Annotated in this window: 24 protein-coding genes; 11 read left to right on the top strand and 13 right to left on the bottom strand. The window is 46.3% G+C overall.

All coding sequences use genetic code 11. The features are described 5' to 3' along the window. Positions 1-406: 406 nt before the first annotated feature. The 4 genes from EOO49_RS13795 to EOO49_RS13780 all read left to right on the top strand — a co-directional run bounded on the left by EOO49_RS13795 (position 407) and on the right by EOO49_RS13780 (position 2,677). The gene (locus tag EOO49_RS13795) at positions 407-958 is read left to right on the top strand and encodes an AraC family transcriptional regulator (protein ID WP_290846662.1); all 552 of its coding nucleotides are present in this window, start codon (positions 407-409) and stop codon (positions 956-958) included. A gap of 32 nt (positions 959-990) precedes the next feature. Continuing rightward, positions 991-1,452, top strand: a complete 462-nt coding sequence (locus tag EOO49_RS13790) for a response regulator (protein WP_290846660.1) — start codon at positions 991-993, stop codon at positions 1,450-1,452. 210 nt (positions 1,453-1,662) lie between these two features. After that, the gene (locus EOO49_RS13785; RefSeq protein ID WP_290846658.1) at positions 1,663-2,214 is read left to right on the top strand and encodes an AraC family transcriptional regulator; all 552 of its coding nucleotides are present in this window, start codon (positions 1,663-1,665) and stop codon (positions 2,212-2,214) included. Continuing rightward, positions 2,201-2,677, top strand: coding sequence for a response regulator (locus EOO49_RS13780; RefSeq protein WP_290846656.1), 477 nt, complete (start codon positions 2,201-2,203; stop codon positions 2,675-2,677). The genes EOO49_RS13785 and EOO49_RS13780 overlap by 14 nt, the downstream gene beginning before the upstream one ends. 66 nt (positions 2,678-2,743) lie before the next feature. On the opposite strand, the gene EOO49_RS13775 is transcribed toward EOO49_RS13780, so the two are convergent. Beyond that, the gene (locus EOO49_RS13775; RefSeq protein WP_290846654.1) at positions 2,744-3,154 is read right to left on the bottom strand and encodes a hypothetical protein; all 411 of its coding nucleotides are present in this window, start codon (positions 3,152-3,154) and stop codon (positions 2,744-2,746) included. 195 nt (positions 3,155-3,349) lie between these two features. On the opposite strand from EOO49_RS13775, the gene EOO49_RS13770 reads away from it, so the two are divergent. Beyond that, positions 3,350-3,706: a hypothetical protein gene (locus EOO49_RS13770; RefSeq protein ID WP_290846652.1), complete on the top strand. Its 357-nt coding sequence runs from the start codon at positions 3,350-3,352 to the stop codon at positions 3,704-3,706. 67 nt (positions 3,707-3,773) lie between these two features. On the opposite strand, the gene EOO49_RS13765 is transcribed toward EOO49_RS13770, so the two are convergent. The 6 genes from EOO49_RS13765 to EOO49_RS13740 all read right to left on the bottom strand — a co-directional run bounded on the left by EOO49_RS13765 (position 3,774) and on the right by EOO49_RS13740 (position 7,282). Beyond that, positions 3,774-3,968 (bottom strand): hypothetical protein, encoded by a 195-nt coding sequence (locus EOO49_RS13765; RefSeq protein ID WP_290846651.1) that lies wholly within the window; start codon positions 3,966-3,968, stop codon positions 3,774-3,776. Positions 3,969-4,059: 91 nt separating this feature from the next. Next, entirely contained in the window at positions 4,060-4,527 is a 468-nt protein-coding gene (locus EOO49_RS13760) for a cupin domain-containing protein (protein WP_290846650.1), read from the bottom strand. 132 nt (positions 4,528-4,659) lie between these two features. Continuing rightward, the gene (locus EOO49_RS13755; RefSeq protein ID WP_290846648.1) at positions 4,660-5,322 is read right to left on the bottom strand and encodes a response regulator transcription factor; all 663 of its coding nucleotides are present in this window, start codon (positions 5,320-5,322) and stop codon (positions 4,660-4,662) included. Between the two features lie 2 nt (positions 5,323-5,324). Continuing rightward, on the bottom strand, positions 5,325-6,083 hold the full coding sequence (locus EOO49_RS13750) for a histidine kinase (RefSeq protein WP_290846647.1): 759 nt from the start codon (positions 6,081-6,083) through the stop codon (positions 5,325-5,327). Next, positions 6,073-6,666 carry a hypothetical protein gene (locus EOO49_RS13745; RefSeq protein ID WP_290846645.1) on the bottom strand — a complete coding sequence of 198 codons (594 nt, stop codon included), beginning with the start codon at positions 6,664-6,666 and terminating at the stop codon, positions 6,073-6,075. The genes EOO49_RS13750 and EOO49_RS13745 overlap by 11 nt, the downstream gene beginning before the upstream one ends. 49 nt (positions 6,667-6,715) lie before the next feature. Continuing rightward, a complete protein-coding gene (locus EOO49_RS13740; RefSeq protein ID WP_290846643.1) occupies positions 6,716-7,282 on the bottom strand; it encodes a hypothetical protein in 567 nt (188 codons plus the stop codon). A 457-nt stretch (positions 7,283-7,739) separates the two neighbouring features. On the opposite strand from EOO49_RS13740, the gene EOO49_RS13735 reads away from it, so the two are divergent. The 4 genes from EOO49_RS13735 (at position 7,740) to EOO49_RS13720 (ending at position 10,641) form a co-directional block, all read left to right on the top strand. Then, positions 7,740-8,018: a hypothetical protein gene (locus tag EOO49_RS13735; protein ID WP_290846641.1), complete on the top strand. Its 279-nt coding sequence runs from the start codon at positions 7,740-7,742 to the stop codon at positions 8,016-8,018. A gap of 1 nt (position 8,019) precedes the next feature. After that, positions 8,020-9,147, top strand: a complete 1,128-nt coding sequence (locus EOO49_RS13730; protein ID WP_290846639.1) for a hypothetical protein — start codon at positions 8,020-8,022, stop codon at positions 9,145-9,147. Between the two features lie 131 nt (positions 9,148-9,278). Then, complete coding sequence (locus tag EOO49_RS13725; protein WP_290846637.1) at positions 9,279-9,767, top strand: hypothetical protein; 489 nt, start codon at positions 9,279-9,281, stop codon at positions 9,765-9,767. A gap of 4 nt (positions 9,768-9,771) precedes the next feature. Then, positions 9,772-10,641 carry a hypothetical protein gene (locus tag EOO49_RS13720; RefSeq protein WP_290846636.1) on the top strand — a complete coding sequence of 290 codons (870 nt, stop codon included), beginning with the start codon at positions 9,772-9,774 and terminating at the stop codon, positions 10,639-10,641. Between the two features lie 471 nt (positions 10,642-11,112). On the opposite strand, the gene EOO49_RS13715 is transcribed toward EOO49_RS13720, so the two are convergent. From EOO49_RS13715 to EOO49_RS13695, 5 genes are all read right to left on the bottom strand, one after another. After that, the gene (locus EOO49_RS13715) at positions 11,113-11,406 is read right to left on the bottom strand and encodes a hypothetical protein (RefSeq protein ID WP_290846635.1); all 294 of its coding nucleotides are present in this window, start codon (positions 11,404-11,406) and stop codon (positions 11,113-11,115) included. A 298-nt stretch (positions 11,407-11,704) separates the two neighbouring features. After that, positions 11,705-13,123, bottom strand: coding sequence for an efflux transporter outer membrane subunit (locus tag EOO49_RS13710; RefSeq protein WP_290846633.1), 1,419 nt, complete (start codon positions 13,121-13,123; stop codon positions 11,705-11,707). A gap of 4 nt (positions 13,124-13,127) precedes the next feature. After that, positions 13,128-16,298 (bottom strand): efflux RND transporter permease subunit, encoded by a 3,171-nt coding sequence (locus EOO49_RS13705; protein ID WP_290846631.1) that lies wholly within the window; start codon positions 16,296-16,298, stop codon positions 13,128-13,130. A 99-nt stretch (positions 16,299-16,397) separates the two neighbouring features. Next, positions 16,398-17,528: an efflux RND transporter periplasmic adaptor subunit gene (locus EOO49_RS13700; RefSeq protein ID WP_290846629.1), complete on the bottom strand. Its 1,131-nt coding sequence runs from the start codon at positions 17,526-17,528 to the stop codon at positions 16,398-16,400. Between the two features lie 587 nt (positions 17,529-18,115). Beyond that, positions 18,116-18,718, bottom strand: coding sequence for a TetR/AcrR family transcriptional regulator (locus EOO49_RS13695; protein WP_290846627.1), 603 nt, complete (start codon positions 18,716-18,718; stop codon positions 18,116-18,118). Between the two features lie 563 nt (positions 18,719-19,281). On the opposite strand from EOO49_RS13695, the gene EOO49_RS13690 reads away from it, so the two are divergent. Together EOO49_RS13690 and bglX are read left to right on the top strand one after the other, a co-directional pair. Continuing rightward, positions 19,282-20,352 carry an SGNH/GDSL hydrolase family protein gene (locus tag EOO49_RS13690; protein WP_290846625.1) on the top strand — a complete coding sequence of 357 codons (1,071 nt, stop codon included), beginning with the start codon at positions 19,282-19,284 and terminating at the stop codon, positions 20,350-20,352. 28 nt (positions 20,353-20,380) lie between these two features. Next, positions 20,381-22,648: a beta-glucosidase BglX gene (bglX, locus tag EOO49_RS13685; RefSeq protein WP_290846623.1), complete on the top strand. Its 2,268-nt coding sequence runs from the start codon at positions 20,381-20,383 to the stop codon at positions 22,646-22,648. A gap of 100 nt (positions 22,649-22,748) precedes the next feature. Here bglX and EOO49_RS13680 read toward each other — a convergent pair whose 3' ends face one another. Beyond that, positions 22,749-23,201, bottom strand: a complete 453-nt coding sequence (locus EOO49_RS13680; protein WP_290846621.1) for a hypothetical protein — start codon at positions 23,199-23,201, stop codon at positions 22,749-22,751. Positions 23,202-23,222 lie beyond the last annotated feature (21 nt).

Below are 23,222 nucleotides of genomic sequence, written 5' to 3'. Positions count from 1 at the left end.
GCGGAAAACCCACAGGTCGCGGGCGCACTTTTCACGATTTTGGCACAGCGACCGGAGGAAGCTCGTGCGAAAACCTGTGAAAAGGCGGTCGCGGCCGAGGATTTGCAGCCAGTCAGCCGGAATAGCCGCCATCATTAAAATTGCGTTAATATTGTAATAGTGCAAAGGAATATGGGAATTTTGTAAACAGGTCGTAGGCAATATTCCCAATTTTGCTTCACTCAATTTGAACGATTATTTCCAAACAAACACTTAATCGGGAAACTTTACCAGCAGAGAATTCGCCAATTCACAGACAGCCTTCGAGGCTTGAACTATTTTGAAAAGTGGGATAATCGGGAAGGAGTATTCCATTTTTTTTTGATTGGCAACAGTATAAATTAACCAAAAACAGGAGCTCAAGCGAATGAGGTTCACCATTATTCGCCGCGACAATTTTCCGGTCACGGCCATTTTGAAGGAGCAGTTACGTAGCCTTGACATACGATTTAAGTTGCACGAATCGGGTGAGATCGAATTGCCTGATGACGTGTCGTCGGCAAAACTCGACAAATTGGCCTTGTTACTCAAAAAATACAGCATTGAGGTACTCGACGACGAGAAAAGCCAGGTGGTGCAAAAAATACGCAACATCCTGATCGAGCTCGTGCACGACAACAAGCCGCAGCTGATGACGATTTCGTACTATCTGTCTGAACGAATGGGTTTGAGTTACGGCTACCTTTCGTCCTTGTTTGCGATCCATACGCATTATTCAATCGAGAAGTACATCATTTTGCTTCGCATTGAACGCGCCAAGGAAATGATAATCGAAGGACGGCTTACGCTAAAGCAGATCAGTGCGATCCTGAATTACAGCAGCGTGCAGCATTTTTCGCGTCAGTTCAAGAAAACGACGGGACTCACGATTTCGTCTTTTAAGCGAATAATCGAACTTAAAAGGACGGCCAACACATAACAAACAACAAAAACAAAAAATAGTCAAAAAGCATGATGGTAGAAAAATACGAAAGGGATACGATGAACGTGATGCTTGCAGACGATGATGCAGACGATCGCATGTTTTTCCAGGAAGCCCTCGAGTCGACTTCGATCAAACACAATCTCACTTTATTCAAGGACGGTTTCGAGCTCATGGATTATTTCCTGGATCAGGAGTCGGAATTGCCGCATATTTTGTTCCTCGATTTGAACATGCCGGGAAAATCCGGAGTGCAATGTCTCGACGAACTCAGGGCAATACCGAGATTGCGCGATATGTCGATTGCCATTTACTCAACATCGGGCGCAGATCGCGATATCGAAGACACTTTGGCCAAAGGCGCGAACGTTTACATCCAAAAACCGAGTAACTTCGACAAACTCAGGAAAGTGATCAGTCACGTGCTTAAGACCAATTGGCAATTTCACATGTCCGGACTCAACAAAGAAACTTTCTTCCTGAATATCTGATTTGTTTTAACACACAATCTTGTAATCTCAGGTGGCTTAAATGCAAGGTTTTTCATCAATTTAGGAGGTAACTTTATAAAACCTTTTGAGTCAATCGTGTCTTAAGGGAGAAATCTTTTTTAAAATATGATTTGATTAAAAGTGAAATAGAAAGTGGAATGCGCAAATTACGTGTTCCACTTTTTTTTGGAACCAACTAAAAAGTGTGAAATGAAATTCAACGTTTCCTGTAATTCCTTGTTGCCGTTGGATAGGATTATCCAGGATCGGCTTGACCAGTTCGAGATAACTTACGTCAAGAGCGGTGAAGGATATTTTGAGATTCCGAATGAGGTTTTCTACGAGCGCAAAGCTTCATTGGACGAATCCTGGAAAAAATACGGCCTCAAAATCATCGAAGACGAAAGGGAGTGTTTGGTGCAACGCATCAAGAACGTGCTTTTCGAGAACGTGATTTCGGGAAAACAGCTGCAACAGACGCTGTCGTGCCATCTTACTGAAATCTTCGGATTGAGTTACGGTTATCTCACGGCCATTTTTTCGGCCATCACGCATTGTTCGATCGAGCAGTATGTAATCCTGATGCGAATCGAACGGGCAAAACGCATGATAATCGAGGACGAGGTTTCGCTAAAGGAAATCAGCGAATCGTTGTGTTACAGTAGTTTGGGACACTTTTCAAAACAGTTCAAAAAGACGACGGGAATCACGCTTTCCGATTTCAGAAACATCATAAAACGCCGAAAGAATGCCATCGATTAAAGCTACAGACGAAAAAGTGGCCGACCAAAAAATGCTTATCATGTTGGCCGACGACGATTCCGACGACCGCTCTTTGTTCACGGATGCTTTCCAAAAAGTCAAGACCATAGCAACTTCATTGCAAATTTTCGAGGACGGGGTCGAACTTTTGGAAAATCTGGAAAAAGTCGAAGAACTACCGCACATCATTTTCCTGGATTTGAACATGCCAAAAAAGTCTGGAATCGAATGTCTTCGCGAGATCAGGCAGAATCACCGTTTTGATTCGGTGTCGATCGCCATTTATTCGACTTCGAACCGAGCGCGCGATGTCGAGGAAACTTTCAGTCTCGGTGCCAACGTCTACATCCACAAACCCAGTAATTTCGACGAACTCAAGCGCGTGCTCAAATACGTGCTCAAGATGAACTGGCAATTCCATTTGGCGGGAATGAATAAGGAGACTTTTTTCCTCAACGTTTGATTTTCGATATATCCAGACAAGAACTTTTCGGGCACAAAAAAACGGGAGATTATCCCGTTTGTGCTTTTATACCCGACTGTCGAAACCGCCGTATTTTCGCTCGGCTTCCAGTCTTCGCCTTTCTTCCTCATAAGTTTCCTGGCGCTCGTCTCTTGCCGCCGCATCCCATGAATCGTCGAAAGACTGTCCTTCGTGGTCGTTTTCAAAAACCATTTCGTTTCCTCTGGTCAGAAGGCTTCGGCTGCTGTCTGAACTCGAACCATAAGTGTTGCTGTATTTTTCGTCGTCAGACATCGGTTGCGAAGTTGTGAGATCAGGCTCGTTCGCCTCAATGCGCGTCTCGGTTTGGTATCGGTTTTCTGCATCGGATAAACTGTAATTGTCGTTCATCGGATTGTCGTTCGTCGCTTCATTACTTTCGTCGTATTTGGAAAGGCGTTCGTTTTCACGTCCTTCCCATTGGTTTTGAGTTTCCATAGTGGTGGTTTTTTGTTGTCAGATAAAGTTCGCAAAATCTATCCGCAATCGATTGCAACTTCTTGTCGAATGCTTACAACTTCCTCATATTAATTAGATTGCAGATTCGGAAACCATCCAACGATCAGCGCTAACTGTGTAAGATATAAGGCCATCGACAATCTTATCTTTATGGAAATTCAAAACAACACAACTATGAAAAAATTGATTTTCGCGATTTGCGCCATGATGTTCTTTACCGTGGCAAACGCACAGACCGACTCGACCAAATCAGGTAAAACAAAAAATAAAACCACGAAAAAGGTCGATTCTCCAACGATGGATACGCAAAAGGGAACGTCGTCACCAACGATGCAACAAAACAATTCGACCGATCCAGCGCGTCCGAAACCAGCCGTGACGCCGCCGCCGCCAACCACGCCGACGAATCCGAACCAACCGACGACGCCGAATTCCCAGTCGCAAGGCACGCAAACGCCACAAACGACTCCGGGAAGCCCGACTTCTCCATCGAATCCGTCCATGCCAAGTTCTCCGACGGGGAAACCTTGATAGGAAAAAGGATGTAAAAACAAAACCCGGACGAATCATCCGGGTTTTTTGTTTTGGTTCGACTTCGTTATTTCTTGATAACTGTCGTGTCTGTCGTTTGAACCTCTACGGTATCTTTCGTAATTACCGTCGTATCAGGTTCTGCCGTTACGATAGTGTCGGTTTCAGTCGTTTCTACCGTTGTCGTTTCTTTCTTGCAAGACGTCAAAGCAATTGAAGAAAGCAATATCGCGCCAAAAAGGCCAGTGCTTAACTTTTTCATGTGATGTTGTTTTATGTTTTTACAAAGGTAAAGTCGCGCGCCCTATGCCTTGTTATAGGATTGTCTTGAAAAATTGCACGATAGATTTGGATCAGCCGAAGTAATCGGGAGGAAACAACTCTTGGCCGGATTGTTCTGAGAGGTGTTTCATTTCAGATGGAAACGCTTCCGCGGATGCATTCTCGGCAATGACCGCGGCCTTTCTGAAAAACTCGTCCAAGCCCGCCGGAACCACCGTGCAAAGCAATTTTGCAGATTCACCAGACTTATTTTTGAAACAATGGATCGGGCCGCCTTTGGGAATGCGCACCAAATCACCTTTTCTGGCAATCGATTTGCCGTTTTCGGACGTGAATTCAACCTCGCCTTCCAAAACAAGGAAAGTTTCCTCAAAACCCGGATGTTTATGCGGATTCGGGCCACCGTTTGGCGGAACGTTCATTTCGATCATCGCGTATGCGCCGTCGGTCTGGCTTCCGTCGACGATAATTCTGTATTCGCCTCCGGCAATCGGCAATTTTTCTCCTTGGGTTTTCGAAATCAGACTGACGTTTTGCATAAGTTGAACTGTATTTTGAAGCTTTCACGAAGTTACGCGATTGTGGTGCTCCGACATCATCTATCGTAACATTCGATTCGGGATGGCTGCGAAAACAATAAGTCCTACTTGATATTGGGAAGGCAGTCAAAATCAGTCGTTGAAAGGCGGAGTAAGTCTGTGTTTGAACGAGAAAAGCACCAATCCGACTTTCGATTTGATGTCATATCTGTCAAACAAAGCGGTGCGATAAGCCTCGATCGATTTGACCGACAAGCCCATGATATCGGCCATCTGGTCGTAAGTGTATTCTTTTTCGTCGCAAACCAACTTGAGGAAATCCATCTCGCGTACCGAAAGATTCACGCTGGGAATTTTGCCGTTGTGGTTCGAGGAATCGTAATTGCGGACGCGCTTGAGAATTTCAGAAACATTGTTGTAACCGATTTTCACGATGTTGTCAATGGCGAATTTCAGATCGTGAGCCGTGCAGTTTTTGTGAAGGAAACCGCGCGCTCCGTGGTGATAAGCCGAGTCGATGATCTGTTCGTCAAAATGTTGGGTAAGAAGCAAAACCTTGTACTCCTCGTTTTTTTCCTCAAGCGCCTGAAGGACTTCGATCCCGTTCATTCGCGGCATCGAATAATCGAGGATGAAAATGTCGGGTTTTTCTTCAAGCGGAAGCTTTTGCAGGAAATCTTCTCCGTTATCGAATTCGTGCGTGACGCTGTAAGTGCCCACCTTGTGCAGCAATTCCTTGAGCCCGTGGCGCACGATGTGGTGATCGTCTATAATGCCGATTGTCGTTTTTTCCATATTTATTGGTTTTGGATGATTCTGATGATTGTTCCCGCGTTAGGAATCGATTCGACCGACAATCTGTATCCGATGGATTCCGCGCGTTTTTCCATGCCCGAAAGCCCGTATCCGAATTTTGCGTCCGTCGCGAAACCTTGTCCGTCGTCTGAAATCGCCATTTCAAAAGGATTGGAGTTTAGCGTGATGTCGACAAAACGCGCCTTGGAATGCTTGAGCACGTTATTCATCGACTCCTGAAAAATGCGGTAGATTACGGTTTTTTCGTTGGCGTCGAACACTTTGTCGAAACCGGGCGCAACCGAAAACGCGACGTCTATGCGCCCGGTATTTTTGAGTCTTTCGGCCTCGGATGCTATGGCTTTCACCAGATCATTAGTAATCAAAAGCTGGTTGCTCAAGGCGTGGCTCAAATTCCTGATGGACGAAGAAAGCTTTTGGACGGCCTCTGACATCGGCTCCAAAGCCACATTGTACTGAGCCGAATCGAGCCGCAAGGATTCTATCTGAAAGTTGATATAAGTGAGTTGTTGGCCAGCGTCGTCGTGCAAATCCTGTGAAATGTTCTGCAAAACCTGTTCCTGCGTCTCGATTACGGTTTGGGTAATGGCTTTTTGCAGGTCGAGGTCTTTTTGGTAGAGCGCGGCTGTGTATTTCTTGATTTTGGTGAAATAGAGGCGGATCAGGATGACGCAAAAGGCGATAATGATGCAGATGAATGTCAGCGAGACCAATATGCCTATCGCAATATCAGACTTCATATTGTTGTTTTCGTTTTGTAAAAATGTAGGTTAAGAGCAATCCGTAGAGAAAAACGTTGGCGGTGCGATTGATGATGTAATAGATGTCGATTTCGAAAACCTTCGCAGATGTGATTTCATGACTTCCGAAAGCGAACATCAGCGACATCCCGAAAAAGAAAATGACCGGCGCGAACAGCAATATGAACTCGGGCGCCAAAAAAAAAGCCACCGCTTCTTCGTTGAGGTTTTTCAATGCATGCCAGGTGAGGAAAATGACGTAGAAAAAACCTGCCAACGTGAAAGTCGCATAATGGAATTGACTGAATCCGCGTCCGCTGCAGCAAATCGATACTCCTGCAATAATGTAAAATATCGAAATTGCCTTGAGCGCACGGTCTTTTAGAATTTGGGATAAAAGTGACAGCCATAAAAAGCCTTGGGCAATCAAACTGATGTTTAGCAGACTGGTTTCGACTCGAAGAAAATACTCGGGTAAAGACGTGACAATTTCAGTGCAAGTGTACAACGACAGAATTGCGATCAGATGGTATCCGATTGTGTCTTTCTTTCCCCAAATTAATTGACAGAGAAAGGTTGTCACTACCAACGTTTTTATGACAGTCGAAGAAAAGTCGCTAAACATCTACATTTCAAATTGGGGATTTTTCATATGGATGCAACGCGGGTTGTTTAGTGTAATCGTAGACTGCATAATTGGTTCCGTTGAAGACAACACCCAAAGCTTTGCCCACGGCACCACCGAAATCAAAAACGGCAAAGTCCACTCCGGGCGTTATATCTTTGTATTTTTTCCACAGCGCTCTTAGAAAGGCGGCAGAAAATCTATGAGCGGTTTTGCTATGCTCGGTTTCTTTATGCCATCCGGTGACGGTATTCGAATTATTGTCAAGCGCGAAATCGACATAATGGCTGTAATTAGTCGTTCCAGACAACATTGTCGTTATTTCAGCCCAGGTCTTAAAAAAAGTGCCGTTCACGCTCAGTTGCGTGAAAATTTGATTGACTGTGTGTACATCCAACACATATTTATCGATTGTCCTGGCGCAAATGTTGGAATCATTTTCTTTTAGCCATGCAATCTGGTACTCGTAATCCCTGTCGTGGATTAGACTAATGTCCTTGCAAGCGTCTTTAATTGGCTCACCTGCAACAATCATAAGGTTCAAAAATGTCTTGTTCTCGATAAGATCTCTCATACTATTCAGTTTTTGTTTGGTTGCAATTTGCCAAATTTTCAAAAAGCCAGATTAGGCAAAACCCTAATTTGTTCAGGGATTTCCACAGTATCGAATAATAAAGAAGATAGACTTGTTTGGGATTCAAAAACTACATATAATTTTCTAACCTGCAAGTGGTTGGTTTGAATTACTTTTTAACAATTCTGCCTAACTTCGTCCGGATTTGGGAAGAGTGGAAACGAAAAATATGCGTTTTCAGGAGATTTTCGAAATGCCTAGGCAAAACAGTCCGAATTAGTAGGGTTTAGCCTATAAAGTTGTATCGATTGTGACTGACCTTGGCAGCGAATTAAAAGTCACTGCTCTTTGTTCTGAGATAAAACAATATGTTGTCAATATCTTATTGAAGTATAAAATTAATACGCGAATCAGGTAGATCGAAGGAAATCAAACAGTAACCAAAAACCAGTCAAATATGAAACTTACTGTAAAAGTCGAGGTGGGAACCGTTTATCCGCCTTCAGATATAAATGTTTACATACGCGAGGTCGATACGAAGAAAGAGTATACGTTCAGTTCCGACAAGTCTTTCGAAAAAGATTTCAATCTCCCGGATGGCAAATACTACATCAAAATTCAGGGTGCCAATCAAAAAAACGATACGACGAAAGTCACTTTATCGGGCGCAACGCAACGGGAGAAAAGCACCGCGGAACCTTTTTACAGTATATTTTTCCTAATAAAAATCCCTTGATATGAAAAGATTATGCCTACTGCTGTTATTTTGCTCCTTTGGTGCTTTGGCCCAAACGCAAACGCTGAATCAAATCGAACTTGTCGAAAAGACCAAATCTGGAAATTTCAAGGACGTTTTGGCCGGTTTCCACCAATTGGCTTTCAAAACGCTGAGTCAGGACGAAAAAAATATCGAATTCAACACAACGCTTTTTGGCGCATTGAAGAATTCCGAATATGGAAGTTTAAGAAACATGTCGCGTTCCAAAATAATTTTTCTTAGGAACACACAGATTGGCGCCAAAGTGAACTTCGACAATGATTTCAACCTGAAAGGCTACGCACTCGAAGGTAAATTCGCGTTGATGAACAAACGCGACGTCGATTTCGTCAATATTCGAGGTACAAATGCAAATCGCCTGAATGAGCTGCTTCAGAGTAAGATCAATACTTTGGATGAAATGAACTACCTGCCGTTGTTCCAATCCGAGGCCGAATTCGAAAATGGCATCAACGAAATTTACGCGGCAATCCATTCAGGTGTAAATCTCGGGACGCCGGCCTACAACCAAGTCATAAAAGATCTGGATGCTTTGATTTTCGCCGATCCGAGTGCTGTAGATTTGAACGGCGCAAAGCTGGCGACGGTTCAGGCGCTAATCACTCAACGCGACGCCGACCTGGCGAACTTTTACAGTGCGACCGCTGTAAAGCCACTGTGGACGATAAGTGCAAAAGGTGCTACCGACACGCGAAACAAATTCGAGCGAGTCGACTTCGAGAGCGTTTTTCTGAGAGGTGATGAAAAAAATTGGATCGAACTTGATCTAAGGGCGAAATTCACTTATGCCGACACAGGCAACGTCAACTTACCGCGTACAGCTTTCAACGGCAAGGCTGGTGTCAATATCAAATTGAAGAATGCCAAGGCGGAAAGCATTTTCGAAACGAAATTCTACGGCGAATTCAACGCCGTTCTAAAAAACGTTCTTCCCGATGAAGAAAAGAACAGTGTTCTGGCCAACGCCGAAATACGCATCAGGTTACTCGAAGACCTTTGGGTGCCGTTGACCCTAAAGTATGACGTCGAGCACGCGAACCTGCTGGGATTTCTGAATCTTACGTTCAATTTTGGCGACGGCTCTTAAGATTGTCAGAAAATCCGTCCGTCCGGAATTCGAAAATCCATGGATCGAAAGGTAAAATCCTGCAACATTTCCCAAAAATCCTACATCGTTTTTGCGTAAATTCAAACCATATTGCGTAAAAACCAAACAGCATGAAGGCCACCTTACTTTTCCTTTCTACACTATTTTTTACAGTCGGACTCGACATTGCCCAAGTTCGCAAGGCTTACATCGCTTCCCCGAAATCTGAGGCGGCCGCGATGAAGTTCGCCGAATTGGTCAAGGACGTCGCCAAAGAAGATGCCAACAAAGTGCTTGTCGCTTACAAAGGCTGCTCGATGGCGCTCAAATCGAAGCACTCGAATTTCCTTCCGGACAAGATTTCGTTCATGAAAGAAGGTGCGGCATTTATGGATGCGGCGGCCGCGGCGAGCCCGAAAGATATTGAAATTCGTATGATCCGCATGAGCGTTCAGGAAAATGTTCCGTTTATCGTCGATTATCGCGACAAGATACAAGAGGATAAAAACGTGATTTTGGCTAACTTTGCCAAGTCGTCCAAAGAAGTGAAAGCGCTCGTGCTCAACTATGCCAAGCTGTCCGAGGCTTTTTCGAAAGATGAGGTGGCGCGCCTGAAGTAATCCGATGCCAAAAATCCTATTTTTTTTCCTTGTTCCGATGCTCGTCTTCGGACAATCCAAGACCGTCAGGATCACGTCTAAAAAGACGTTGGAACTTCCGGAAAAAGTCGCCGAAACTTCTGGTCTTGAGGCTTGGAACGGCTGGATCTTCACGCACAACGATTCGGGAAACAAGGCTTTTTTGTACGCGCTCGATCCCAAGGACGGCAAAATCCTGCACGAGTGGAAACTGCCCGTGAGAAACCGCGATTTCGAGGACATCACTCAGGACAGCACCTATTTTTATGTAGCCGATGTTGGAAACAACTACAACGTGCGCACGCATCTCAACATTTATCGCGTCGAGAAAAAGCCGCTTTTGCAAAACAAGATCGCTATCGATTCGATTTCTTTCCATTGGCCGTCGGTCAAGTCCGATTCGACAAAGTTCATCAATTACAATTGCGAAGCCTTGGTGGCAAGCGGCGACAGCCTGTTTTTGTTCACGAAGGAAAAGCATCGCACGGCGGTTTTTTCGATTCCGAAAGTGCCCGGACATCACGTGGCGCGCTACAAATCGGAATTCAGACAAAAGAACTTTTTCGCTACCGGCGCGTACTTCAACGAAAGCCTGCATCGGCTTGTACTTTGCGGATACGACAACCAATTGCGGACTTTCATCCTCGATTTTTCCAATTTCCAATCGACGAACTTCTTCTCGGCGAAAGTCCAAAAGTACCGATTCACGAAGTCATTCCGGCAGACAGAAGGCATAACGAGTTTCAACGGATACGATTTTTACCTTTCGAACGAACGTTTCCATTTGCCGCTTCTGGTCAACAAAAAGCAGCAATTGCACAAAATCAAACTTCCGAAACTTCCTCGAACCGACTGATTTTCGTTTTCGGATAACCCCGAAAAATTCCCGTATTGCTCGCGCCAGTTCGCGTTGCTCGGGTAGTGGCCAATTTCCGACTGATTTTAAACCGCGAATTCGCGAATTCTCCAGCGCCCTGAAACTAAATTCGCGAATTCGCGGCAAAATTCCTAGCCTTTTCTGCGGTAAGAATCCGCCAATTTTCTTTGGATTTTTGGCCACGAATGCACGAATAGATTCTGGCAGTAGATACATTCGTGTATTCGTGGCCAATTTAGTATCGATTTTAAACCGCGAATTCGCGAATTGCTCCAGCGCCCGAAACTAAATTTGCGAATTCGCGGCAAAATTCCTGGCTTTTTCGGCCGTAAGAATCTGCCAATTTTATTTGGATTTTGGCCACGAATGCAAAAATATATTTTGGAAGCAAACACATTTTTCGAAGGTAAAACACATTCGTGCATTCGTGGCCAACTTCTGACTGAATCTTTAAACCGCCAATTCGCGAAATCGCGGCAAAATTCTTGACTTTTTATGCGGTAAGAATCCGCCAATTTTCTTTGGATTTTTAGCCACGAATGCACGAATAGAGTTTGGCAGTAGATACATTCGTGTATTTGTGGCCAATTTAGTATCGATTTTAAACCGCGAATTCTCCAGCGCCCTGAAACTAAATTCGCGAATTCGCGGCAAAATTCCTGGCCTTTTCGGCGGTAAGAATCCGCCAATTTTCTTTGGATTTTTAGCCACGAATGCACGAATAGATTCTGGCAGTAGATACATTGTGTATTTGTGGCCAATTTAGCATCGATTTTAAACCGCGAATTCGCGTATTCGCGGCAAATTCTTGATTTTTTATGCGGTAAGAATCCGCCAATTTTCTTTGGATTTTTAGCCACGAATGCACGAATAGATTTTGGCAGTAAGATTGTCGTGGCCAAGCTTCCAACTGATTTTTTGAGACAGTAAATTCGCCCGTGGCAAAAAAGAATCAGCGGCAAAACTCCAAAAAAAATCCGAGGCTAAAATGCAAAAAGCCCTTCCGAAGAAGAGCTTTCCACACAAAATGAAAACAAGAAACTCATTTCCATCCACCGCCCAAAGAGCGATATAAGTCTACATTGGCGTCGAGTCTGGCCTTTTTCTGGACCAAAACCTGAAGTTCGCTTTGCAGTAAATTGTCCTGAGCCGTGATGACTTCAAGGTAATTGGCCATTCCGGATTTGAACAGCATATCGGCATTCGAGACCGCTTTTTCGAGCTGTAGTCGACGACCGTCCGCGGCTTCGTATTGCAATTTGAGTTTGTCGATCGAAACCAAGGCGTTGGAAACTTCACCCACAGCCACCAAAACCGACTGCCTGAAACCGATCACCGCTTTTTCGCGTTCGGCCTTCGCCACTTTATATTGGGTTTTGAGACGCTTTCCGTTCAGCAAAGGTTGTGTAAGTCCGCCGGCGACCGTTCCGAATAGGGAAGCGGGCATCGTGAACCAATTGCTGGCCTCGAACGAGTTCACGCCGCCTGTCGCGGAAATCGTGAGCGTCGGATACAACTGGGCTTTCGCCACGCCAACTTCGGCATTCCATTGTTGCAGATACAACTCGGAAGCCTTTACGTCAGGCCGTGTCGCGACCATTTCGCTGGGAACGCCCGCATCCAATTTGTCTGAAACCGACAAGGCGGCCAAAGAAGATTTGCGGTCGATCGCTTTGGGAAAACTGCCCGTAAGTACGCTCAAAGCATTTTCCTGGATCGCGATTTGCTGTTCGAGAAACGGAATGAGTTGCGCGGCCACAAGTTTCTGTGCTTCAGCCTGTTGTTTGGCCAAAGACGTCACTTGTCCCGAATCGTACCTGAGGTTGATCATCTGTAAAGTTCGGTCGTTGAGATCGAGGTTCTTGCGGGCAACTTCGAGTTGGGAATCGAGCATCAGCAAGTTGTAGAAGCCTTTTGAAACGTTCGAGACGATGATCGTCTGAAGTGCGTTTTTGGCTTCCGCCGATTGCAGATATTGCGCCAACGCCGACTTCTTGCGGTTCCTGATCTTTCCCCAAATGTCGGCTTCCCAACTCAAGGATCCGGCGGTCGTAAAATCATCGATGTGATGTTGGCCGACGAATTGGCTCAGACTCAATCCGTTCAAGCTGTTTTCTGACGGATTGGTCGAACTCGCGGCAACCTGCAGGTTCAAAGTCGGGACATTTCCCCATTTGGCCTGACCCAAACGCAATCTCGCAATTTCGATGTTTTGTTGGGCGACAAGCAAGTCGTTGTTTTTTGCCAACGCGCTGTCGATAAGGGTTTGCAGCGTTTCATCCGTGAAAAAAGTTCGCCAGTCAGTGTTAGCGACAGAAAAGGAAGCAGTGCCGGATGCGTCGTTGAAACGGAACGTATTCGGCGTCGCATCTTTGGGCGTCTCCACGTCTTTCGAGACTTTACAGGCGCTCAAAACGAGTAGCAGAACGCCTGTCATCAATAGTTTTATGTGATTTTTCATGAGATCAGATTTGGACTGGAACGGCTTCAACATTAGCCGCAACCGGTTTTTTTGCCGAGACTTTCTCGTGCAGGTATTGGAATACGATGAACAACACAGGAATGATCAAAACCCCAAAGACGACTCCGGTAATCATTCCGCCTGCCGCGCCAATCGAGATCGAGTGGTTTCCTTGTGCCGACGGACCTTTTGCATACATCATCGGAATCATACCGACGACAAAAGCAAGCGAGGTCATAATGATCGGACGCAGACGCAACTTGGCAGCCTCGAGCGCCGAGGAAACCAGCGATTTGCCCGATCGTCGCCGTTGTGCGGCAAATTCCACGATCAAAATTGCGTTCTTGGCCAGCAATCCGATAAGCATTACGAGGGCGACCTGAACGTAGATGTTGTTCGAAATTCCGGTCAGGCCGATGGCTGCGAAAACCCCGAAAACCCCTGTCGGAATCGACAGTATGACGGCAAGTGGCAGGATGTAACTTTCGTATTGTGCCGCCAGAAGGAAATAGATGAACAACAGCGACAGGATGAAAATCGTGGTCGATTGTCCGCCTGAGGATATCTCTTCGCGTGTCATTCCCGAGAATTCGTATCCGTAACCGAAAGGCAACGTCTGTGCGGCAACTTCCTCGACTGCGCGAATGGCATCACCCGAACTGTAACCCGGTTTTTGGATCGCATTTATCCCGATCGAGTTGAACAAGTTGTAGCGCGAGGCATTTTCCGGTCCGTAGACGCGGTTGAGTTTCACGATCGTTTTGATCGGAACCATTTCTCCGGTGCGGTTCTTGACGAAAATTCCGTCGAGGGACGCGAGTTCGTTTCTTGACTCCTTGTCGGCTTGCACCATGACGCGGTAGTATTTCCCGAATCGGTTGAAGTCGGAAGCCTGAGCCGATCCGAAATAAGCCTGCATCGTTTGGGCGATGTCTTTTACCGAGACGCCCAATTGTTCGGCCTTGACATCGTCGACTTCCATGTCATATTGCGGAAAATCGGCTTTGAATGAAGAGAAAGCCACGGCGATTTCGGGACGTTTCATGAGCTCGCCAAGGAATTTGTCCTTGACGCCCGAGAATTTTTGCAGGCTTCCGCCGGTTTTGTCCTGAAGCACGAAGTCAAGTCCGTCGATGTTCGAGAATCCGGGAACCGTCGGGAACGTAAAGACGAAGAAATTCGCACCTTTTATAGCCGACAATCTGGCCTGGACGTCGCCCATGATCTCATTAACATCGTCAATTTCGCCTCTTTCTCCGGCTTTTTTGAGCAAAACGAAAGCCACGGCAGACGACGGACTCGAAGATTGCGTCAACATATTGAATCCTGACAAGCCCATCACGGTGCGTTGCGAAGGAAGTTTCTGTAAGATCTTTTCGGCTTCGGCCACGACTTTAGTGGTTCTGTCAAGCGACGCTCCGGCCGGAATCGACATTGAAATCGCGATGAATCCTTGGTCTTCCGACGGAATGAATCCTGTTGGCGTTCTCTGCACCATGAAAATCGTCGAGGCAATGATCACGGCCAGTCCGCCAAGGCTCAACCATTTGTGGCGCGTAAGGAAACGCAGGCTTCCGACGTAATTGGTGGTGAGTTTGTCGAATCCTTGGTTGAATCCGATGAAGAACTTCTGTTTGAACGATTTTTTCTTGGTCGCCTCATCGCCTTCGTGGTGAATTTCCTTGAGGAAAACCGCAGCCAGCGCCGGACTGAGCGTCAAAGCGTTCAAAGCCGAGATCACGATCGCAATTGCCAGCGTAAAGGCGAATTGTCGGTAGAAAACGCCGGTCGACCCTTCCATGAATCCGACAGGCAAAAATACGGCCGCCATGACCAGCGTGATTGAAATGATCGCCCCCGTTATTTCACTCATCGCTGATATGGTGGCTGCTTTAGGCGGTAAATGTCGGTGTTCCATCTTGGCGTGCACGGCCTCGACGACGACGATCGCGTCATCCACGACGATTCCGATGGCCAAAACCAACGCGAACAAAGTCAAAAGGTTTACCGAGAATCCGAAGATGTTCATGAAAAAGAAAGTCCCAAGAATCGCCACGGGAACGGCAATGGCCGGAATTAGCGTCGATCTGAAATCCTGGAGGAAAATGTAAACGACGATAAAAACCAGGATAAAAGCTTCCACCAAAGTCGACACGACTTGCTTGATAGAAGCGTCAAGTGAATCTTTGGTGTTGTAAAGGATCAGATATTTCACGCCTTTCGGAAAGTCCTTTTCGGCTTTTTTCATCAGGTTGGCAATCGCGATCTGGATTTCGGACGAGTTCGATCCGGCGAGTTGCATGGCCGCGATGTTGATTCCGGGTTTTCCGTTGGTGCGCGTGTAATTTCCGTAAGTGTAAGCTCCGAACTCGATTTTTGCCACGTCCTTGAGGCGCAAAACCGATCCGTCAGGATTCGATCGGATGACGATATTCTCGTATTCGGTCGGTTTGTTGAGTTTTCCTTTGTACTTGATCACGTACTCGAACGCTTCTTTGCTGCTTTCGCCGAATTTTCCCGGAGCGGCCTCAAGGTTTTTGTCCTGGATCGCACCGATGACTTCTTTCGGAGTCAGATTATAAGACGCCATCTGTGAAGGTTTCAACCAAACGCGCATCGAATAATCCTTATTTCCGCCGAAGATGATCGATTGGCCAACGCCTTGGATCCGTCGGATTTCAGGGATGATGTTGATTTGCGCATAATTGGCCAAAAACGTCTGGTCGTACTGGGTTTCGTCTTCCGAATACATATCGACGACCATGATAAGGCTGTTCTGCTGTTTGGTTGTCGTGATTCCGGCAAGTACGACTTCTGACGGAAGTTGGCTCGTGGCTTGTGAAACGCGATTCTGTACGTTCACCGCAGCTTGGTCCGGATTGGTTCCGAGTTTGAAGTAAACGGTGATTACGAGTGATCCGTCATTGCTGGCGGTCGAGCTCATGTAGCTCATGTTTTCGACTCCGTTTATCGCTTCCTCGAGAGAAGGCGCCACGGAGCGAAGGATGGTTTCGGCATTCGCGCCCGGATAGAAAGCGGTCACCTGAACGGCCGGAGGCGCGATGTCAGGGAATTGCTGGAGCGGAAGTCTTGTGAGTCCCAGGATTCCGACGATCACGAGCAAAATCGAGATCACGGTCGCCAAAACGGGACGTTCTATGAATTTCTTGAACATGTTTTGTGTGTGAGTTTAAACTGTTGTAAATGGAATAGGGAAGTCCTGTCCGACCGCGGTTTTGCGATCGGAGAGACAATTTTCCCAAAGGGTTTTGGCTTAGTTTTTGGCCAGGATTTTTTGTTCTTCCGGTTTGATGGACGCGCCTTCCTGAAGGTTGTCGAATCCTTTGAAGACGATTCTGTCGCCAGATTTTATGCCACCCGAAACGATATACGAATTGTTGGTTTTGCCCGAAACGGTAATGGGTTGCTTCGAAACTTTGTTCGATTTGTCGACGGCGAACACGAAGATTTTGTCCTGGATTTCGATGGTCGCTTCCTGAGGAACGAGAACGGCATCGGAATGCGGCAGGCTCAATCGGACTTTTCCTGTGTTTCCGGAGCGCAACAATCCTTTGGCGTTCGGGAATTTGGCGCGCAAAGTGATGGCGCCCGTGGTTTTGTCGAATTGTCCGTCGATCATGTCGATGTGACCGGGTTGTTCGTAAGCCGAATTGTCCGAAAGCACCAATTTTACCGGTGGAAGTTTCTTCAATTTCTCGTTCAATGTCGCGCCTTCGTGGTCGGTCTTGAATCGGATGAAATCAGATTCTCCCAAAGAGAAATAGGCGTAAACGTCGTGAACGTCAGACAAAGTCGTCAAGGCTTCGAAGTCGGCAGGCGAGACGAGGCTTCCTTGTTTTTTGGGAAGACGTCCTATATAACCGTTTACCGATGCGGTAATGTTCGTATAGCCAAGATTGATTTTGGCAGAACCGACAGACGCTTTTGCCTGCTCGACATTCGCGGACGCAACCTTATAAGCTGCCTTGGCTGATTTCAACTGATAATCAGAAACGACGTTATTGGCAACTAACGGCGTTAGTTTTTCTACTTCCAATTGGGCGTTGGTTTGTGCGGCTTCGGCGGCGCGAAGTTGTGCCGTGGCGTTGTTCAACTGCTCGCGGAAAGGTTGTTCGTTGATCTTGAACAAGGTTTGGCCTTTTGTAACATAAGCGCCTTCGTCGACGAAAATGCGGTCGAGATTCCCGCTTACCTGCGGACGGATTTCGATGTCGACCGTGCCCTGAAGTGCTGCCGGGAACTCGGCGTCAGTCACGGCGTCGGTATTTGCGATGCTGATTACCGGAAGGGCAGGAGCTTCGGCCTGTGGAGCATTGGCTTGGTTATGGGCACAAGCCGTGATAACGAGCGCTCCGATTGCGTATAAAAACAAATTACTTTTCATTTTGTGTAGTGATTAAAGTGGGATTGGTTTGAACTCTTTTGATACGAAGCGCGACTCGTCAGAGAATCCGGTTCGTACGTCAGGTACACGCTATGAGCCAATCTCAATATTAGCACGAGCCAGCAAGCGGATGCAACCTTTGCACTTTTTAGTTGTAGTTCTCATAGCGTTGATTTGATTGATTTGTTTTCTATTGTTTATTATCAAAAATTTTATATCATCACGTTAGATATTCTAACGATGTTAATTAAATGTATCGAATTATTTATCTTTTCAGTATTGAAGTAAGTCATTTAAACTATTTATGTTATTAAATCTAACAGTGTTAGTAAACTAAATACGGCGACGCTAGATTTTCTTGATTAAAATATTGTTGGCCAGTGAGGTAACTCTGTTAGATGTCGATTCAGCAACTAAGCTATAGTCGGGTTAATAATTCTAACAACGTTAGGCATCTCTTTAAAAAAAAGCAAAATACTTAGTTTGCTTACTCAATTCGACTTCCAGTTACATCTCAAATGGAACGCTACCAGACTTGCCAATTTTCTCGAAATCATCAGTCGTCAAATTTAACTGACTACCGGCATTTAACTGACTACCGGCGTTTTCACCGACAGTATGATTCCGCTGATTGCATCTTTCAAAATCTGTCTGTTCATTTCGTTTCCGAGTCCGTCAGCGACGATGTTGATTGAAATCAATCCGTGGACGACAGAGAAAAACATGAAATACTTCTGTTTGACGACATCGGGAATCGCATAGCCAGGCATCACATTTCCTATCGCTTCAAGGAACAAGTTGTATTGCAATTCCGCTTCAGCGACTTTCAGCATACAACAAGCCATTTCAACTCCGAACATCACCTGGTACATTTCTTTGTTCTCGAATGCGAAGTTCCAGAACGTCATCCACATGTCTTCCAACAGCGCATCCGGATAGGAATGTTTTTCCTTGAGATCTTTCAGCTCATTGTAAAGCTGCAGGAATCCTTTTTTCGTAATTTCTTTGAGAATGGCGTCCTTGTTCGAAAAATGCTCATAGATAACCGGAGCGGTATACTCGATATCGTCGGCGATTTTTCGCATGTTCAATCCTTGCCATCCCTCTGCTTTCACGATCTTATAGGCAGCGTCGAGGATTTTGGTCCTCGTATCTTCCTTTTGTCGCAATATCCGATCTTTACTTCCCATAACAAGAATAAATAAATCTAACAACGTTAGCAAAAGTAGTCCAAATTGTTTTCGTGGCAATGAAATTTAAGATTGTTTTTTCCTATCGCACAAATTCTCTTTGTCTATCTTAGGCTGAAAGGCCTTCTGTCATTGGCGATTCATATTCGACTTTTGCTTACTAAAAAAAGATCTACTCTTACAACTTTGTGCTCTCGGCAAACACTTACAAATTACTAAGAGCCACGAATGCACGAATTCAATTAATTCGTGCATTCGTGGCTTATGGCGATGTCACAAAAATTATCATAAAAACTATAGTACTGTGATGTCCGCGATTCTTTGTGACCGTTGCTGACAGTAATTTTTGGAAATGCAGCATTCGTCGCTCCCACCAAAACCTAGCCCGGATGCAAGTGGTTAGCCTTTCGCAGGAAACGCCAAAGTTTTGTTCACAAGCCAAAGCGACCGCAGGAAGCTCTTGGCGCGTGTTACAAAACCTGGCTTTTTCAAGAAATCTAAAAACGACAGCACAATTCAGCTACTGAAAAAATCCCTTATTTTTACGGTCAAACACGACAGCTATGATCAGAACAATTGCGCTCAGCCTTTTCCTTTTGGTGTCCACGAGCCATCAGCCACCAAAAACCGACTCACCATTTACGCCCGCCGGACGCACGGAAATCGACAAAAACGGAAATGTCGTATTGATAGGATCGGGCGCGTCAGTGAGTTTTTACTTCGCTTCCGACAAATGTTCGGTCACGCTCGAAAGTCCATCCGGACACAACTATGTGAGCGTCGAACTCGACGGCAAATACGTGGGGAGATTCCGGATCGAAGGCGAATCGAAAGACTACAGAATTCCCGTAAAACGACCGTCAAAGCGGCACACGATCCGGATTTTCAAAGCGACGGAAGCCTCAAACGGAACCGTAATTTTCAAAGGAGCGAAAGCCGATAAAATCACCAAATTCAGGTTTTGGGCCAAGAAAAAAGTTGAGTTCATCGGCAATTCGATCACTTGCGGAATGGGCAACGACGCCGTAGATTATCCGTGCGGAACAGGCGAATGGTACGATCAGCACAACGCTTATTGGGCATACGGACCGGTTTTGTCGCGCTCGCTCAAGTTCGACTTTCTGCTGAGTTCGGTTTCGGGAATCGGCATGTACCGCAACTGGAACGACGAGCACAAAGACGAGGCGAATATGCCTGACGTCTACGGAAATCTGTACCTGAACAAGGATTCGTCCAAGCGATTCGACAACTTTTTTCAGCCTGATGTCGTGAGTATCTGTCTCGGCACGAACGATTTATCTGACGGAGACGGGAAAAAAACGAGAGCTGCGTTCGACGAGAAGAAGTACGTCGAAAATTACATCCAATTCATCAAAACGGTTTACATGCGTTATCCGAAAACAAGGATAATCCTGTTGACAAGCCCTATGGTTTCCGGCCAAAAGAACGCGACGTTGGTCAAATGTCTTAAGTTGGTAATCGCCTCTTTCAAAGACGATTCGGCTCACAAATCGATAGAACTTTTCGAGTACAAACCGATGTCGCCAAAAGGCTGCGGAAATCATCCGGACATAAGCGACCACATCGAAATGGCCAAACAACTCGAACCCGTTTTCAACAAACTTCTCGAATAATACAACTGCTATAACCACGAAATTTCGAATGAAAAAACTTACGATTGCCGCCGCCTTGCTGATTTTTGTTGGTGTGTCGGCACAAAAACGCACTTGGAACGACAAATCCAAAACGATAGACCAACGTGTCGATTTGCTGCTCAAGGAAATGACGCTCGAGGAAAAAGTAGGGCAAATGAACCAATACAACGGTTTTTGGAACGTCACAGGGCCGGCTCCTAAAGGCGGTTCTGCTGAAAAGAAATACGAAGATCTCAAGAAAGGCCGTGTCGGTTCGATGCTCAATGTGCGCGGCGTCAAGGAAGTCAAAGCAGTTCAAAAAATCGCTGTCGAGCAGACGCGGTTGGGAATTCCGTTGATTATCGGCTTCGACGTGATCCACGGTTACAAAACCATCAGCCCGATTCCTTTGGCCGAAGCCGCGAGTTTCGATCTGGATGCGATAAGAAAATCGGCGGCCGTCGCAGCGGATGAAGCCTCGGCAGCCGGAATCAACTGGACATTTGCGCCTATGATCGATATTTCGCGCGATGCCAGATGGGGACGCGTAATGGAAGGCGCGGGCGAAGATCCTTTTTACGGAGCCAAAGTCGCCCAAGCGCGAGTCAAAGGTTTTCAAGGTTCAGACCTGTCGGCAAACAACACGATCGCGGCCTGCGCCAAACATTTTGCGGGTTACGGATTTGCTGAATCGGGACGCGACTACAATACGGTCGATATCGGAAACAACACTTTGTACAACGTCGTTTTGCCGCCGTTCCAAGCCGCGAGTGACGCCGGAGCAAGGACTTTCATGAATTCATTCAACATTCTCGACGGCATTCCGGCCACGGGAAACAAGTTTTTGCAACGCGACATTCTCAAGGGAAAATGGGGTTTCAAAGGTTTTGTCGTGTCCGATTGGGGTTCGATAGGCGAGATGATCGCCCACGGATTCGCCAAAGACAACATCGAAGCGGCCAGAATCGCGGCCATCGCAGGATCTGACATGGACATGGAATCGAACGCTTATGTCGACAATCTCGTGAAACTCGTAACCGATAAAAAGGTCGAACTTTCGGTTGTGGACGACGCCGTCAAGCGGATTTTACGCGTCAAGTTCGAACTCGGGCTTTTTGACGATCCATATCGTTATTGCGACGAAAAACGCGAGAAAACCATCGGGCAGAAAGCCAACCACGATGCGGTTCTCGAAATGGCCAAAAAATCGATCGTGCTTTTGAAGAACGACGGAAATCTGCTTCCGCTCAAGAAATCCGGACAAAAAATCGCGCTTATCGGAGCTTTGGCCAACGACAAGAACAGTCCGCTCGGAAGTTGGAGAATCGCCGCTGACGACAATTCTGCCGTGTCGGTGCTCGAAGGTCTGAAAAATTACAGAGGAAACGAGTTGGTTTATGAAAAAGGCGCCGATGTTTCGGTCGGACAAACGGCTTTCGTCAACGAGGTCAACATCAATACGACAGACAAAAGCGGATTCGAATCGGCTAAAAATGCAGCGAAATCTGCCGACGTCGTCGTGATGGTCTTGGGAGAGATTGGATTCCAGAGCGGCGAATCCAGAAGTCGCACCAACCTCGATTTGCCCGGCGTTCAACAGGAATTGCTTGAGGAAATCTACAAGGTCAACAAAAACGTCGTGCTGGTTCTCAACAACGGCCGACCGTTGATCCTGGATTGGGCGAACGCCAACATTCCCGCCATTGTCGAGGCTTGGCATTTGGGTTCCCAAGCCGGAAACGCGATCGCGCAGGTTTTGTATGGCGACTACAATCCGTCGGGGAAATTGCCGATGTCTTTCCCGAGAAATGTTGGACAAATCCCGATTTACTATAACAATTACAGCACCGGCCGACCTGACAAGACCGAAACCGTTTTTTGGTCGCATTATTCAGATGTGGAAAAAACGCCGTTGTTTCCGTTCGGATTTGGATTGAGTTACACCAAATTCGCTTATTCGAACCTTAAACTCGACAAATCGGATTACAAAAAAGGAGAATCGGTAAAGGTTTCGGTAGAAGTCAAAAACACGGGAAATTTCGACGGGAAGGAAGTCGTGCAACTTTACATCCGGGACGAAATTGCGAGTTTGGCGCGTCCGGTAAAGGAACTCAAAGGTTTCGAATTGGTCGCCATCAAGAAAGGCGAATCCAAAACAATCTCGTTCACGCTGACGGAAAAAGAACTCGGATTCTTCGGGAACGACGGGAATTTCGTGGTGGAACCAGGCGTTTTCCAGGTCTTTGTCGGAACGAACTCCAACGAGACGCTTGAGGCGAAGTTTGAATTGAAGTAAGATTAAAAATTCCAAATTCCAAAGATTTTATTTCTGAGATCTGAAAATCCGAAAATCTGAAAATCGCCAAAAAAAATCCCGAAACTACTCGGGATTTTTTTTATTCGTGAACCTCTTCCTGTTCGGTCTTTTTGTCTTTTTTCTTGCTTTTTTTCTTCCCGCTTCGAAGTTGTTCCTTGAACGTTTCGTATTTGGCAAGCTGGCCGGAATCGAGAAGCGCTTTTATGTCTCTGTCAGACTTTTCGGTAATTTGAACCGCTTCTTCCTTCTTTTCAGAATCAGGTCTTGTGTCGGTTCGCAAAGCCGTGAGCTTGCGCTGTTGGTCGTGCAGGATGTTTCGGATGGCCGCTTCCTGAAGTCCGTTCAGCGTCAATTCCGTGGTAAGCATCGTCATCGTTTTGTCGAGTTGCTCTTCCGGACTCGGGCCTTTCGATTGGCCTTGCATGTCGTGTTGCTGGTCGAGAGCGTTGATTCCGGTGCCGTTTCTTCGCATTTGGGCAGCAGCCGAAATCGTGAAAAGGACAAAAAGGAGTAGGGCAAAACGTGTTTTCATGGCAATGGATTTGTGGCGAAG

The sequence above is a fragment of the Flavobacterium sp. genome (genome assembly GCF_004295795.1).
Taxonomy (GTDB): domain Bacteria; phylum Bacteroidota; class Bacteroidia; order Flavobacteriales; family Flavobacteriaceae; genus Flavobacterium.
This window is presented reverse-complemented; position numbering and strand designations above follow the sequence as displayed.